14 protein-coding genes are annotated in these 14,571 nt (G+C 60.7%); 6 read left to right on the forward strand and 8 right to left on the reverse strand.

Going from position 1 to position 14,571, the window contains the following annotated elements; translation table 11 throughout:
• The first annotated feature begins 28 nt into the window (after positions 1 to 28).
• The 4 genes from ACVWWD_RS13370 to ACVWWD_RS13385 all read left to right on the forward strand — a co-directional run bounded on the left by ACVWWD_RS13370 (position 29) and on the right by ACVWWD_RS13385 (position 3,356).
• A complete protein-coding gene (locus ACVWWD_RS13370) occupies positions 29 to 955 on the forward strand; it encodes an NAD(P)/FAD-dependent oxidoreductase (RefSeq protein WP_352547378.1) in 927 nt (308 codons plus the stop codon).
• 145 nt (positions 956 to 1,100) lie between these two features.
• Complete coding sequence (locus ACVWWD_RS13375) at positions 1,101 to 2,090, forward strand: alpha/beta fold hydrolase (protein WP_457103116.1); 990 nt, start codon at positions 1,101 to 1,103, stop codon at positions 2,088 to 2,090.
• A 41-nt stretch (positions 2,091 to 2,131) separates the two neighbouring features.
• Positions 2,132 to 2,653, forward strand: coding sequence for a DUF1003 domain-containing protein (locus tag ACVWWD_RS13380; protein ID WP_457103117.1), 522 nt, complete (start codon positions 2,132 to 2,134; stop codon positions 2,651 to 2,653).
• A gap of 310 nt (positions 2,654 to 2,963) precedes the next feature.
• Positions 2,964 to 3,356 (forward strand): response regulator, encoded by a 393-nt coding sequence (locus ACVWWD_RS13385; RefSeq protein WP_023782482.1) that lies wholly within the window; start codon positions 2,964 to 2,966, stop codon positions 3,354 to 3,356.
• A gap of 420 nt (positions 3,357 to 3,776) precedes the next feature.
• On the opposite strand, the gene ACVWWD_RS13390 is transcribed toward ACVWWD_RS13385, so the two are convergent.
• From ACVWWD_RS13390 to ACVWWD_RS13405, 4 genes are all read right to left on the reverse strand, one after another.
• A complete protein-coding gene (locus tag ACVWWD_RS13390; protein WP_457103118.1) occupies positions 3,777 to 4,001 on the reverse strand; it encodes a hypothetical protein in 225 nt (74 codons plus the stop codon).
• Positions 4,002 to 4,118: 117 nt separating this feature from the next.
• The gene (locus tag ACVWWD_RS13395; RefSeq protein WP_023771431.1) at positions 4,119 to 4,712 is read right to left on the reverse strand and encodes a sigma factor-like helix-turn-helix DNA-binding protein; all 594 of its coding nucleotides are present in this window, start codon (positions 4,710 to 4,712) and stop codon (positions 4,119 to 4,121) included.
• 375 nt (positions 4,713 to 5,087) lie between these two features.
• Entirely contained in the window at positions 5,088 to 5,324 is a 237-nt protein-coding gene (locus ACVWWD_RS13400; protein ID WP_023771430.1) for a DUF6894 family protein, read from the reverse strand.
• A 19-nt stretch (positions 5,325 to 5,343) separates the two neighbouring features.
• Positions 5,344 to 6,078 (reverse strand): Crp/Fnr family transcriptional regulator, encoded by a 735-nt coding sequence (locus ACVWWD_RS13405; protein WP_023771429.1) that lies wholly within the window; start codon positions 6,076 to 6,078, stop codon positions 5,344 to 5,346.
• Between the two features lie 225 nt (positions 6,079 to 6,303).
• Here ACVWWD_RS13405 and ACVWWD_RS13410 point away from each other — a divergent pair, with 225 nt between their 5' ends.
• Together ACVWWD_RS13410 and ACVWWD_RS13415 are read left to right on the forward strand one after the other, a co-directional pair.
• A complete protein-coding gene (locus ACVWWD_RS13410; RefSeq protein WP_023771428.1) occupies positions 6,304 to 6,567 on the forward strand; it encodes a hypothetical protein in 264 nt (87 codons plus the stop codon).
• Positions 6,568 to 7,163: 596 nt separating this feature from the next.
• Entirely contained in the window at positions 7,164 to 10,148 is a 2,985-nt protein-coding gene (locus ACVWWD_RS13415; protein WP_457103119.1) for a DEAD/DEAH box helicase, read from the forward strand.
• 279 nt (positions 10,149 to 10,427) lie between these two features.
• Here the strand turns inward: ACVWWD_RS13415 and cyoD are convergent, their stop codons facing one another.
• Genes cyoD through cyoA form a run of 4 tightly spaced genes read right to left on the reverse strand, consistent with a single transcriptional unit; the run spans position 10,428 to position 14,546 of the window.
• On the reverse strand, positions 10,428 to 10,844 hold the full coding sequence (cyoD, locus tag ACVWWD_RS13420) for a cytochrome o ubiquinol oxidase subunit IV (protein ID WP_023771425.1): 417 nt from the start codon (positions 10,842 to 10,844) through the stop codon (positions 10,428 to 10,430).
• Positions 10,841 to 11,527, reverse strand: coding sequence for a cytochrome (ubi)quinol oxidase subunit III (locus ACVWWD_RS13425; RefSeq protein ID WP_352547366.1), 687 nt, complete (start codon positions 11,525 to 11,527; stop codon positions 10,841 to 10,843). The genes cyoD and ACVWWD_RS13425 overlap by 4 nt, the downstream gene beginning before the upstream one ends.
• Positions 11,524 to 13,527 (reverse strand): cytochrome o ubiquinol oxidase subunit I, encoded by a 2,004-nt coding sequence (gene cyoB / locus ACVWWD_RS13430; protein WP_352547365.1) that lies wholly within the window; start codon positions 13,525 to 13,527, stop codon positions 11,524 to 11,526. The genes ACVWWD_RS13425 and cyoB overlap by 4 nt, the downstream gene beginning before the upstream one ends.
• A 2-nt stretch (positions 13,528 to 13,529) precedes the next feature.
• Entirely contained in the window at positions 13,530 to 14,546 is a 1,017-nt protein-coding gene (gene cyoA, locus ACVWWD_RS13435; RefSeq protein ID WP_352547362.1) for a ubiquinol oxidase subunit II, read from the reverse strand.
• Between the last annotated feature and the right edge of the window lie 25 nt (positions 14,547 to 14,571).

Below are 14,571 nucleotides of genomic sequence, written 5' to 3' on the forward strand. Positions count from 1 at the left end.
ATCGAACGAACCAGATAGTTCGCCGCTGATGGAGCAAATCTTCGATGAAAGCCATGCCGGCCACCCGCTCGCCGACGCCGAAGATGTGCTGATCGTCGGTGGCGGGCCAGCGGGGCTGACCGCGGCCCAGTATCTCGCCCGCTTTCGCCATCGCGTGCTGGTGGTCGATGCCGGCCATCCCCGTGCCGCTCTGATCCCGAAAAGCCATAACTGTCCGGGCTTTCCCGAAGGAATAAGTGGCCCTGACCTTCTCGATCGGCTTCGACGTCACGCGAGCTTGTACGGAGCAACCTTGATACGGGGGCAAGTGTTTTCGCTGGCCGCTGGCGAGGGAGGCTTTGATGCTGAGACCTCGATCGGCGCCATCCGCGCGCGTAAGGTCTTCCTGTCGACCGGGATTGTCGACACGACACCCGAATTGCCTCGCTTGGCGGAGGCGATTGCGGCAGGTGTCGTTCGGCTTTGTCCGGTGTGCGACGGGTATGAGGTGATCGACCGGAAGATAGCGGTCGTGGGCCAGGGTGACAGAGCCTTGCACGAGGCCATTTTCCTCAGTCGATTCACACCGCATGTAACGATGCTGGGCACCCACGCATCGGACTTTCCAACCAGCACGCGTCGCGCGGCCGGCGAAAGAGGGATAGCCATCCGTCACACTCTCGACAGGCTCAGCCCGGCTGCTGACGGTTGTGCGGCGATTTTGCAAGATGGAGCGACCTGCCGCTTCGATGCAGTCTACGCGGCCCTGGGATGCAAGGTGAGCTCGCAACTCGCCCTGGCCGTCGGCGCGAGATGTTGCGCGGAGGGCTACATCACGGTCGATGAGCACCAGCAGACTTCCGTCGACGGCATGTACGCCATCGGTGACGTTGTGAAAGCGCTAAATCAGATAGCGGTCGCGTTTGGACAAGCTGCCATCGCCGCATCCCATGCCCATAGAGAGCTTACCGCCTAGGCTGTTTGAGCCGGCTACAAAGCAACGTCGTTGTCCAGCGGAACAAGCCGCCACTCCGAAGGTTTGGCACGGAGGGCACCGGGCAGGACAGTTGCTGGCAGGCATTGGCATGGCGTTCGACAGGGATGGACCGAAGCTATCGACCGTGCTGTTCGTCGCCGCATTGCCGGCACTTGCCGGGTACAATCACGCCCGCGCCAAACGTGCGCTTGCTGGCCGGGCGCACGGCCATGTCATGGAGGTTGACGGTCTTCGCCTGCATTTTATCGAAGCCGGCACCGGCATGCCGCTCATTCTGCTGCATGGAAACGGATCCATGGCGCAGGATTTCAAGTCGAGCGGCATCTTCGATCAGGCGGCAAAAACCTACCGGGTACTCGCATTCGATCGGCCGGGCTTCGGGCGAAGTACGCGGTCGCGCGGCCGGCGGTGGTCTGCCCGCGACCAAGCCGATCTCATACATGCCGCCGCCGGCAGGCTGGGTATCGAGAACTACATCGTGCTTGGACATTCGTGGGGCGCTTGGGTAGCCCTCGAATTGGCGCGCAGGCATTCTCCTTGGGTTGCCGGCGTCGTGCTGGTCTCCGGCTATTACTATCCGCCGCCGCGGCTTGATCTTGCGCTGGCCGCCCTCCCGGCTCTGCCAGTCGTCGGCACCGCTTTTCGCCACACCTTGCTGCCGTTGCTTGTGAGGCTTGCCTGGCCTTGGACGATGCAGAAGATCTTCCACCCAGCGGATGTCGCTGTCGACTTCGCCGTTCTCGCAAAAGATGTCGCCAGCCGCCCTTCCCAACTGCGGGCGGTGTGTTTGGAATCCGCATCGATGCTGACGGCGGCCCTGCTGACGAAGGCCAGCTACACGGACATTGCCGTCCCGACCGGGATCCTGGCAGGTTCTGGAGACCGGCTGTTCGACGCCGAGGGGGAGGCACGACGCCTGCATGCGGAGGTCGGTGGGTCCCTCCTCGATGTCGTTGAGGGCGCCGGCCATATGGTTCATCAGAGCGCCCCTGAGGCGGTGATCGCCATGGTGGACGCGATTGCAGGACGGCACTCCTCGTCTAAAGAGACCGGCGGCTATGAGCCGGCTAGTTCAGGCGGTGCAGCCTCGCCGGACGTCCCAGGCGGGCGATGAGCAACGCTCGTAACATTGGCCGCCAAACCGGGCTTTCAAGTATGAACGATCAGCATCCCGCCGACATGCAGTCGCTCCTTCAGCAGAACATACAGGCTCTCGTCGACCACAGGCGACAACAGGAGGAGCACCAAGGCGTTCAGGTGCGAATTGCCGGCGCCGTTTCGCGCTTCGCGGGAAGCATGCCCTTTGTCTATTTGCATCTCGCAATTCTGGTCGCCTGGATCCTTGCGAACCTTGGCCTGATACCGGCCGTCCCGGCTTGGGACCCAACTTTTGTGATCCTGGCCATGGTGGCCTCTGTCGAGGCGATCTTCCTGTCCACTTTCGTACTGATCAACCAAAACAGAATGGCCGAACACAGCGAGCGCAGAGCGGAGCTGGATCTGCAGATCAGCCTTCTCAACGAACACGAAACCACGCGGCTCATCGAAATGGTGGCTGCTTTGACGGCACGCCTCAATGTCTCGACACCGGCCGATGAGGAGTTGCCGCAACTGGCCGAGAATGTCGATCCCCGGCAGGTGATGACGGAAATCCAGCAAGCGTCTGGAGATCAGTAGAAACCTTGAGCAAAAACGAAAATGACCGCATTGGAGGCGGGCTGCCGCAGAGGCTAATCCAATAAGAGCCTACATCCGGAGGAACATTCGCTGCACTTCAAGGTTCGGTCGCGGGCCTACAATCCTCCCCTGTCTTGGCCTTCGAGGCTGTCGAAGCAGCTTCAGCCCGTCTCGGCTTTCCGAGGCGGGCTTCTCATGACTCCGCCGCGAGGTCGCGGCGGGACTCAGCCGACAACAGGCCGATGCGTGTCATATGGAACCAAGTTGACGCCGAGATCGTAGTGGCGGTGGCGACTTGGGGATATCCCGGATGAGCGATGGCGTTGTTCTGATCGTCGAAGACGAGACGATGATACTGCTCGACCTCGAGTCAGCTTTGGAGGAGGCTGGCTTCCAGGTCGTCGGCGTTCGAAATGCTGCCGAGGCGCTGGCCGCCTTCGACCGCGATCCCACCAGGTTCAAGGCCGTGCTCACCGACATCCGTTTGGGGCCGGGACAATCCGGGTGGGAGATCGCCCGGCATTTGCGTAGGTCCAACTCGACCATCCCAGTTGTCTATATGAGCGGCGACAGCGCGGTACACTGGGGAGCGGAAGGAGTACCCAACAGCATCATCATCACCAAGCCCTTCTTTCTGCCGCAAATCATAACCGCCGTTTCGCAGCTTTTAAACGCACAGCAAGCCCCAGAAACTCACATCTAGCGCTGATGAGCTTTTTCTCCCTCCACGAAAACCCATGGAACATTCAGTCCCGACCGGCGTTAGGCCGTGCCGGGGAATCCTTATTGTAGGTTTCTTGCAGCGCATGGGCGGGATAAAATGCATAGAGATGCCTATACCCCATCGGAACTTGCCATATTGAGCCGTGTCCTTGCACGCAGCAATCTCAAGAACGAGACTGAAGCCGAGAGAGAACGGCGCGCCTCGCGCATTCTTGCTTACTACCAGGCCGGGATCACGGACGAGAACGAGCTTGAACAGTTATCCCGGCAGCCGCTGGGAAGATGACGACTGATCTTCCGTGTTGGGAGGTTTCTGAGAAGCTGCGGTTTCATGGCCTTTCGGGGAATAAACTTCGCCGCTATCGGATACCTGTGGGATTTGTCCCAAGCAAGCATGCACTTATTCGTCGAGCTTTCGGTCGAGTTCGTCGAGCAACGACCGATGCTGGCGTGGCACCTCCGTGTCAGTCGGTAGGTCCAGCAACTGGCGAAGCTGGCGACGGCTGGCGTCCGATGCAATCCACTGACGAATGAGACGGGCTATGGCCTTCTGTTGCGCCTTGCCGATTTCTTCCATGTTGGGAACCCGAGCTTGTCCGAGGTCGAACTCGGCGGATCCCCTCATGGTTCCCTGTCATGCATAACAAACCTGCGGTTGAGCTTGGGCTACTTTAGGGCAAGCGATGCGTGGCTGCCTGACAGGCATCGCGAATTTTTGCTTTGAACACTGCCGCGCTCACCATCAATTCGATTTTTCAGGCGTGGCTTCCGTCGGGACACCCGACAGGACAGCCATTCTTGTCCTTGCATTCTGTATCCGACCCTTGATGGTGGCTGTGTCGCAATCGCAGATGTCGGCGGCGTCTTCGTAGGATAGTCCGAGCATGCAAACCAGAACGATGGCCTGCCGCTCCGGATCCGCCAGGAGGTCAATGGCACGCGCTATCCTTGGGCCGGTTTCCATCTGTTCCTGTGTGTCGGTGGCAAAAGGCTCCGACAAGCAACTCGCCGGTCCTCGAGGCTGGGGGGCTGCGCCTTCAAGCCTGGCCAAGGAAGCCCTGCGCATGGTGGCGAAGATCCAGGGCTTTACCCGGCTTCCGTCAAGACCATCGAGATCTGCAATGCCTTTGACCAGTGTTTCTCGGACAAGATTGTCAGCTTCGTCGATGCTGCCGCAAAGCGAACGTGCGAATGCCCGCAATGCGGGAACAAGGTCGACTAGGTTCGTCTGTTCGCCAGAACTTGGTAAGGACGAGCCTCCTGGGTAGGTAATGGGCTGTGTCTGCTCCGCAAGCGCCGGATCGGACGCGGTGAGCTTGCGACGGTGTTCAGCCATCACACCGATCCTCCAGGGACATGGGACCTCTTTCGTGTCGGTCTGATCTGGTGGGGTGAAGGGTCCAAGAAGCGACAATTGTCATGTTTTGCTCCAGGCTGACACTCGGACCCGTCGTCTGCAGGGTCGCGTGCGAGCAAGGATGCATTGTCCCCGGCACGCACAGACCCAATTAATCCGGTCGCCGACTAGGCGCACTTACATAGATTAAAGCGCCCGCCACTTGCACCGATTGATCTACTCCATGACCGAGCACCGAGTGATCCTATGGCCCGGGGCTTTCGAGATACGTCTTCTGGCTCAATGCCGTCCGATGGGCATGTTGAAGCTGGTTGGGTGGGGCTGATCCAGTACTGGCGCGAAAATCGGCCGGATTCATCTCATCAATTTGATCTGAAGCGAGAGGCTCAGCCGCAGAACTTTGTCCCCATTTTCATCACGCACCTCGACAAACAATTTCTGCCCGTCAACGCCTTTCAGTGCGTCTCTCGTGAGGTCGATGAGGCCTTCGAATCCGACTCGGCGCACCTCTTCTAGGCCAGCGCATTCGACACCTATCTCATCCTGCAAGACCAAATCGCGATCGCCGGTGTCAAAGAAAAATCGTGCCATGGGAGAGCTTCCGTCACCACTAATCTGCCGGGTTCTTTTGATGCAGGTAAGTCGTGTCGAAATCCCCTGCGTGAGTGAGGCCGGGCCAGTCGATTGCATGCATTCTCGACCCCGTGGTGGCGATTAGGCCTTCACGTCGTAGTTCCTGAAGCATTCGGTTGACGTGGACCGTCGACAAACCCAATGCATCGCCAAGTGCGGCTTGGGTTATGGGAATATCAGCAATGTGATCCTGAATGCGTCCCACCGCTCGCAAGCGAAATATGAGTTCGCACAAAATGTGAGCCATGCGGGTGTAAGCCTCACGTCTTCCAACGTTGGTGACCCACTCCCTGTACATCGCGGCGTCGATCAGCGTCGACCGCCAGAAAGCGGTGGCGATGCGAGGGTGCTGGTCACAAATGCTGCGTAGAACGTCGTGTCGCATGAAACCCACTCGGGCCGGCGTCAGGGTCGAGAAATTACAGTCCATGACCGACAGATGTAGCCCGTGCAGATCGGGGATGTCTCCGCCCACGAAGAAAGACGTGATCTGTCGCTTTCCTTCGCTTGTGTATTTGGTGGAGCCGATCAAACCATCCAGGACGACAAACGAGTAAACAGGATGGTCACCCTCACGCACCAGGTCGTGGTTGGCCGAAAAATCTTTCTCCTGAATGGGTATGCTTTTCAAAACCGCGATTTCAGCTTCTCGAATGTCCGAGATGGTCTGAAGCTTGCGGATAAGTATATCCGAGGATGAAGAGGGGGACAAAATGGCTACCTAGCTGATTTTGCCCACCGAACTTTTATCCCAGCTAAAAGTTCCGGATGGCGGTGAAATCCGAGTAAGCAGGCCTGGTTTGCCAAAGACGCGATCAAAACCGCGGTCTATGGAGCAAACGCACCCACGGCTTTGTACGTTTTCATACCTAACGCCGCTCCGCCGGAACGTAGGGCAGGCATTCGCGGTTACGTCGGACTCTTCGGGGAGTTCGCTATGGATGAGCCTAAGGCAGCTTTCATTGATCGCCTGATCAAGGAGACCAGCATCAGCGAAAAAGACGCCCGCGAACTGGTAGCGCTCCTAGGGCTCAATTGGCCGTCCTTGGTCCGGGAAGCGAAGCTCCTGAAGCCACACACCCACGGTACTTCTTATGTGAGCCCGGACGGCAGCGGCGTCTCTGACTTCCATACAGGTTCCAGCCAGGTCTCCGAGCAAGGCGGCCATTCTAGCCCGCTGGTCGGCAAGGCTGACACGTAGCGCCCGCGCTATTACGAGTTCCTTCAAGCCATAGGGGAGATCTGGAGCATGGCCGGGTAAACGGCCATCGTCCGCGGCGGCACCGCTGCCAACAGAAGCGGCTCATCGAGAGCCGCATCGTTGGTGCGTTGCTCCATAGGAACGCAAGACCGCACGCGCTGCCACTGCCCGCAACACTTTAATCCGCGCCTCAGGAACGGGGTGGTCCCACTGACGTTCTCCGACGGTGGCAAGGTGAGACCTCAGTGAACAGACCCATTTCGCGGACGGAAATCATCGAAGAAGTCGATCACTCGTCGAATGACGGGGACCTCGCGAGAGAAGTCTTGCCTTCCGCCGCAATCGCGGCGGCGCTGGCCGACTCGCTGGAGAGCGGTCCAAACAAGCATATTGTCCATATAGCCGCCTCGGAACGCGGTGCCGAAGAGACCGCTGCGGCTTTGCGTCGGTTTCTGCCGAACGTGGACGTCATCTTGCTGCCGTCCTGGGATTGCCTGCCTTACGACAGGGTATGGCCGACACGCGCCAATATGGGGCGGAGGCTTAGCGCTCTGCGTGAGATCGCAAGCGAGCCCAAACGTCCGCGCATCGTGGTTGTGTCGATCGAGACCACTCTCCAGCGGGTGCCTCCTGCGCCAGTCATTGCTGGCGGTTTCACAACTCTGGAACTCGGACAAAGGTTCGACCCGGATGGTTTCCGAACGAGAGCCGAGTCGATTGGATACGGTGTCGACGAAAGAGTCGACGAACCGGGCGAGATAGCTTTTCGGGGCGACCTCATGGACATATTCCCCGCTGGCGCCGATCACCCGGTTCGTATCGTCATCGGTCCAGATAGCTGCATCCGGGAACTCAAGATCTATGACCCCATCAGCCAGCTTAGCGAACAGTCGCGAGAGTCGGTCACGGTTGGGCCGGCATCCGAGCTGATTTTCGCAACTGGGGATCATCCCGAGTTGGCAGCCATGCGCGCGACGTCGATGGAAGAACGGCTCGTCGCGTTGTACGGCAGCATGCCGTCGGTCTTCGATGTGGCATCCAGCGCCTGTGTCTCCATCGCGGAAGGTCTCGAAGGCGCGCCGCTCGACCGCTTCCTGGACCTGATCGAAGATGCTCGTGGTGCGAGGCAGGAGGTTGCCGCGGCCGCCAAACCCTTGCCGGAACAGTTTTACCTATCGCGTCAAGAATGGGACTTCGCAGTCCGTAATCGCCACGGAACGAGTCTCGCCGTTTCTGCCGCGCGAGTTCCCAAATTCTTCCAGCGCGCGCGATCCGGGCATCAGTTCGCCGAATTTGTGGAAAGGCAGACAAGGTCGGGTGTCACCGTGGCATTCGCGGGCGAGGCCTCCGCACTGCAGCGAGCCGATCGTCTGCTCGATCGGAAGCTTGGTCGGCGAATGAGGGAGGTGGCTGACTGGCCGCGGATCCGTTCGGCCCCAAGGGGCTCTCTTCTCAGGGTCGAGATCGTTCTCGACGAAGGCTTTGTCGACGAGCAATCAGGCATCGCGGTGGTGGCCGCGGCCGACCTGTTTGGCCACGCCTTGAAAGCAAATGGCGGTGCGGCCACCAGCATACTCGAACCCGAGTTGCGCATTGGCGACGTCGTCGTCCATGAGGACCATGGCCTGGCCATGCTGGTGGCGGTCGAACAGGTCGAGTTGGCCGGTCAGCAGCAGGATGTCGTCAGGCTGGAATATCGGGACGGAGCTTCCTTGCTGGTTCCGGTCGATGAGTTTGGGCGGATATGGCGCTACGGCTCGGAACCCGGTGCGGTGCCGCTCGATCGCTTGAACAGCGATGGGTGGCTCAACCGACGCAAGGCTGCGCTGCGCGATATCGACAGGCTGGCCAAACGCTTGAGGGACCTTGCCAATGCCAGGTCCAGCCAGCCTGCCGCCATCATAAAACCCTCTCGCGCCGACCTTGCCCGGTTCGCGGCGCGGTTTCCCTATACGGAGACGCCCGACCAGGCTGCCGCCATCCGCGACGTGCTTGACGACCTGTCGTCGGGGAGAACAATGAATCGCCTTGTCTGCGGCGACGTCGGCTTCGGCAAGACAGAGGTGGCCCTGCGGGCCTGCGCCGCCGCGGCCCTCTGCGGGAAGCAGGTGGCGGTGATAGCGCCGACGACGGTGTTGGCACGCCAGCACTATGAGACGTTCAGCCGAAGATTCGCGGGAACCGGCCTCGAGGTCGCCCACCTCTCGAGAATGGTCGGAGCGGCGGAGGCGAGAGCGGTGAAGGAGCGGCTGCGGAGCGGTCAGGTCGCGGTGATTGTGGGTACCCAGGCCCTGGCGGCCAAGAGCGTCAGCTTCGCCAATCTCGGACTGCTGGTGATCGACGAGGAGCACCGGTTCGGTGTCAAGCTGAAGCAGGCGTTGCGAAACATGGCGCCCCGCCTTCATACGCTGACCATGAGCGCCACGCCGATACCGCGGACGCTGCAATCGGCAATGTCGGGCATCCAGGAGGTCAGCGTACTCAACTCTCCGCCGGCCAAAAGACGTCCCGTTCGTACCATTCTGGCGTCCTTCGATCCAGCTTCGGCAAGAGCCGCCCTTTTGCGCGAATTTCGCCGGGGCGGACAGAGCTTCCTGGTGGTTCCGCGCATTGAAGACATCGACCCGGTTCGCCTGCAGCTAAACAGAATGGTGCCGGAACTCGCGGTCAAGACGGCTCATGGCGAAATGAAAGGGAGACAACTGGACGAGATCATGGTCGGGTTCGCTGACGGTGACGGCGACGTCCTGTTGAGCACTGACATCATCGAGAGCGGCCTCGACGTGCCGCGGGCCAACACCATACTGATCTGGCGAGCGGACAGGTTCGGTCTGGCACAGCTGCACCAGCTTCGCGGCCGGGTGGGAAGGGGAGCGGTGCAGGCTATTGCCCTTCTTCTGACCGAACCTGGCGTCGAACTGGCCGAAGGCACAAGAGCCCGACTGTCGACCGTGATTGCGCTCGATCGGCTTGGCTCCGGCCTTGCGATCAGCCAAAGGGACCTCGACCTGCGCGGGGCAGGAGACCTTTTCGGCGAAGATCAAGCCGGGCACATGAAGCTGATCGGAGCAGGCCTTTACCAACATTTTCTGCAGCGGGCGGTTTCGCTGGCTGCGGGAGGAGCCGATACCGACAAGCAGCTTGCCGACATTAACGGCGCCGGAAACGGGGCCTTTCCCGATAGTTACGTCAACGAGCCGACGGTGCGCGTCAGCCTCTATGCGAGGCTGTCTCGTATGGCTGCCGAGACGGACCTCGATGCATTCGGCGAAGAGCTTGAGGACCGCTTTGGAGACATGCCCGGCGAAGTGGCGGATTTACTGGAACTGACCAGGTTGCGCATAGCCGCGGCGGACCTGGACATCAGCAAAGTCGATGTGGGACCAGAAGGGATCGCGATCACCTTCCGCAAGAAACCGGTGGCATCAAAATGGCGCTTTAAAAACGCACAGGGCTTCGAGTTCCGCAACGGTCGGCTTATTTTCAGGCCCTCGATCCAGTCTCGCGGCTCAGATATCGATGCCGTCCGCTCGGTGCTCGCTGCCTTGCGTGCGGGCCGGTTGGCCCGGCGCCGCCCATGATGGGTTCGCTCGGATCACCGGTTCCAGATCGTGGGGAAAGTTCGGCGCTTCGATGGGCAGTTCGTCAGCCGGCGTTCTTTCCCTCTGAGTCACCGCCGGAAACATTTCAGCGACCTCAACGAGGATATCCTTGACGAAGTGATTGATCTGGGCGCCCATCTACCGCGAGCCTGTTGTCTCCGATGGCGTCCGAACTTGCTGCCCGAACCAAAGTTCCGCCTGAAACGCGTGACGAGGCGAATGAAAGTCCGCTAACACCGTGCCCGGCGCGCGCTTCGCTCAAGGCATCACTCCGGCTTGATGGGCCGTCATGGCAGCCATGTTCTGATCCAGATGGGCCATGATCCAGACTGAGCCCAGAACCACCAGCGCCACGATCAGCACGCCGAAGGCCAGGGCCAGAACGTTATTGGTGTTGTCCCGTCCGGTCGTCAGGTGGAGAAAGAAGACAAGATGCACGCCCATCTGCGCGACAGCGAGCACCACCAGGGCCGAAATCACCGCCGGCTGGTAGATCAGGTTGGTCTGAGCCGCCAGGAACGAAGCAATCGTCAGCAGGATGGCCAAGCCGAAGCCGAGCAGGTAGCCAGAGAGGCCCCCCGCCATTTCGTGCTCGGTTATGCGTTCCTCGCCCGGCGCTGAATCGCGGCGGTCTGGCGTCTCGCCGGTCCCGCTCCCGCCCCCGATCTCGGTCATGGCGATGCTCCCAACAGATAAACCAGCGTGAAGATGGCAACCCAGATGATGTCGAGCGCGTGCCAGAAGAGCCCGAAGCAGTGGAGCCGCCGCAAAATATCGGGTCGAAAACCCTTGACCCACAGCTGCGCCATCATGGTGCCTAGCCAGAGCAGGCCGAGTGCGACGTGGGTCCCGTGGCAACCAACGAGTGCGAAAAAGGCTGAAAGAAATGCACTTCGAGACGGGCCTGCCTGCTCGCCGGCCATCGCCGCGAACTCCTGCACCTCCAGGAGCAGGAAGGCTGCCCCGAGCAGGCCCGTAATCAGCAGCCAGAACTGGGTGGCAGCCATCGATCTGCGGTGGCTCGCGAGCGTTGCCAAGCCGCCGGTGAAGCTCGAACTGAGCAGAAGGCCCGTTTGCACCGCAACGCGCGTGGGTTCGAACAGATCCTTGCCGGTCGGCCCGCCGGCGGTTGCCTTGGCGAGCACGGCATAAGCGGCGAAGAAAGCCGAGAACATGATGATGTCGGACAGCAGAAAGATCCAGAACCCGTAGGCAACGGTGACGAACTTCGACGCTGGACCGCCCTGTCCGTGGCCCGTCGCGGATCTTGCACCATGGCTGCCGGTGCGATTGAGCCGGTATGGGTTGCGTGTCTGGCGGTCGGCGCTGATGTCGCTGGTGAAGGCGTGATCGCTCATACCGGACGCTCCCAGCTGCGCAGGAAGGCAAGCTGCGCGGCTCGGCCGTTTCGGTCTATTCGCGCGACCTCATCGGCGGGAATCTCGTAGTCGCCATGATCGCGCCAGGCGAAGACGACGAAGGTGGCGTAGGCGCCGATGAAGCCGACGATCGCCAGCCACCAGATGTGCCAGATCAGCGCGAAGCCGATCAGCGTGCTGAAAAAAGCAGTGACGAAGCCTGTCGGGCTGTTGCGCGGCATCTCGATAGGCTCGTACGTGGCCTCCGTCTCCGCGCTCTGCTCCTCGATCCCCCGTTGCTTGATGCTCCAGTAGGGTTCTTCGTTCTCGACGTGTGGCAGCCGCGCAAAGTTGAAGGCGGGCGGAGGGGAGGATGTCGACCATTCCAGCGAACGGCCGTCCCACGGGTCGCCGGTCTCGTCGCGAAGCCTGTCGCGATGCCGGATCGAAACCACCAGCTGCATGATCTGCAGTGCGGCGCCGATGATCATCACCAGCACGCCGAACGCGGCCACCACCAGCCACGGCGCCCAGAGATCCATGTCGATGTGCTGAAGGCGCCGCGTCATGCCAAGCAGGCCGACGATATAGAGTGGCACGAAGACCAGCATGTAGCCGACCAAGGTGACCCAAAATGCCGCCTTCCCCCAACCTTCGTGCAACCGGAAGCCGAATGCCTTGGGGAACCAGTAGGTGAAGCCGGCGAAGGCGCCGAACAGCACGCCCGAGATGATGACGTTGTGGAAATGTGCCACGAGGAAAAGCGAGTTGTGCAGCACGAAGTCGGCGGGCGGGACGGCAAGCAGGACGCCGGTCATGCCGCCGACGGTGAAGGTGGTGACGAAAGCCAGCGCCCAAAGCATGGGCGTGTCGAAACGAACGCGCCCGCCATACATGGTGAAGAGCCAATTGTAGATTTTTACGCCGGTGCCGACGGCGATGACCGAGGTGGCGATCCCAAACGCGGCATTGACGTCGGCACCGGCGCCCATGGTGAAGAAATGGTGCAGCCAGACCATGAACGAGACGATGCAGATGAACATCGTCGCCGCGACCATCGAACGATATCCGAACAGCGGTTTTGACGAGAAGGTCGAGAAGATCTCGGAAAAAATCCCGAAGGCTGGAAGCACCAGGATGTAAACCTCGGGATGGCCCCAGGCCCAGATCAGGTTGACGAACATCATCTGATTTCCGCCGGCTTCGTTGGTGAAGAAATGGAAGCCGAGATAGCGGTCCAGCGTCAGCATCGCGAGCGTGGCGGTGAGGATCGGGAAGGCCGCGACGATGAGCAGGTTGGAGGCCAGCGATGTCCAGCAGAACATCGGCATGCGCAGATACCCCATTCCCGGCGCACGCATCTTGAGGATCGTCGTCACCAGGTTCACCCCGGTCAGCAGAGTGCCGACGCCGGAGATCTGGATCGACCACAGATAGTAGTCGACACCGACGCCCGGCGAGTAGGTGGTTTCCGACAAGGGCGCATAGGGCAACCAGCCGGTGCGCGCGAACTCGCCGATGACAAGCGAGATGTTGACCAGCAGGGCTCCGGTGGCCGTCAACCAGAAGCTGACTGAGTTGAGCGTCGGAAAGGCGACATCGCGGACGCCAAGCTGCAGCGGCACGACGAAATTCATCAGGCCGATAATGAAAGGCATTGCCGCGAAGAAGATCATGATCGTGCCGTGCGCCGAAAAGATCTGGTCGTAATGCTCGGGCGGAAGATAGCCTGGACCGTGGATGGCCAGAACCTGTTGCGTGCGCATCATGATGGCATCGACGAAGCCACGCAAAAGCATGAGCATCGCGAGCACGATGTACATCACGCCGATGCGTTTGTGGTCGACCGAAGTTATCCACTCGCTCCACAGATAGGGCCAATATCCCTTGAGACTTATCCAGCAGAGCACCGCTGCCGCGGCGAGGAACACCGCGAAGGCCGCACCGAGGGGGATAGGTTGGTCGAACGGAATCGCCGACCAATCCAGCTTGCCGAGCATCGTCATTCTCCCCCTTCTGCCTGCTGGTGGTGCGCCATGGCCGCCGCTCGTAACGCCTTCGGACTGACCTGTGGCTCGCCGCTACCGGTACTTTCAGCGGGGCCGGGGCCGGGCGGCAGCGTCTGCTGGACAACCGCTTCGAACAGCCCGGGCTGCACATGGCCGAACGAAGCCGGTGGCAGGTTTGTGCTTTGCCGGGCGAGTTCGCGGTACCCGTCGGCGTTGAGCACGCCGCCGCCGCCACGCAACGATGACGCCCAGCGGGTGAACGCATCGGCCGAAACCGCGGTCACGCTGAAGTTCATGTCCGAGAAGCCGTCGCCGCTGAAATGCGCCGACTGACCGAAATAGCTGCCCTCGCGGTCGGCCTGCAGATGCAACTCGGTCTGCATGCCGTTCATGACATAGACCATGCTGCCAAGCTGAGGCACGAAGAACGTGTTCATCACGCTGGCCGAGGTCAGCTTGAAATGCACGGGAACGCCGGCCGGGATGACCAGCTGGTTGACCGCTCCAATTCCCTGCTCGGGATAGAGGAACAGCCATTTCCAATCGAGCGCCACCACTTGGATGTCGAGCGGTGGCTGCGCCGAGGCGATCGGTTTGCGCGGATCGAGGTGATAGGAACCGTAGTAGATCAGTCCGCCAAGGAAGAGGATGGTGAGCGTCGGGATCGACCAGACGATCAACTCGATCCGACCTGAATAGGTGAATTCCGGGTCGTAACGGGCACTGCTGTTGGAGGCGCGGAATTTCCAAGCGAAGGCCAGCAGTGCGATCAGCGTCGGAATGACGATCACCAGCATCACCGCCAGCGAGTTCAAAAGGATCGTGCGATTGCCCGCGCCAATTGGCCCTTGCGGGTCGAGCACGCCTCCCGCGCAGCCGGGCAAGAATGCGGCCGCGGGTATCCAGAGCAGCGAGTGCGCCGGCTTGAAGGTGGGTGGCAAAAACAGCGGCTGCGCCACGCATCTCTGGGAGGACGCGTCGTGAGGGCACGCGTTCTTCGCGTTTTCCATCTAAGTCTTCCCTGACGCAGAATTC

The organism is Mesorhizobium sp. URHB0026, assembly GCF_054059755.1.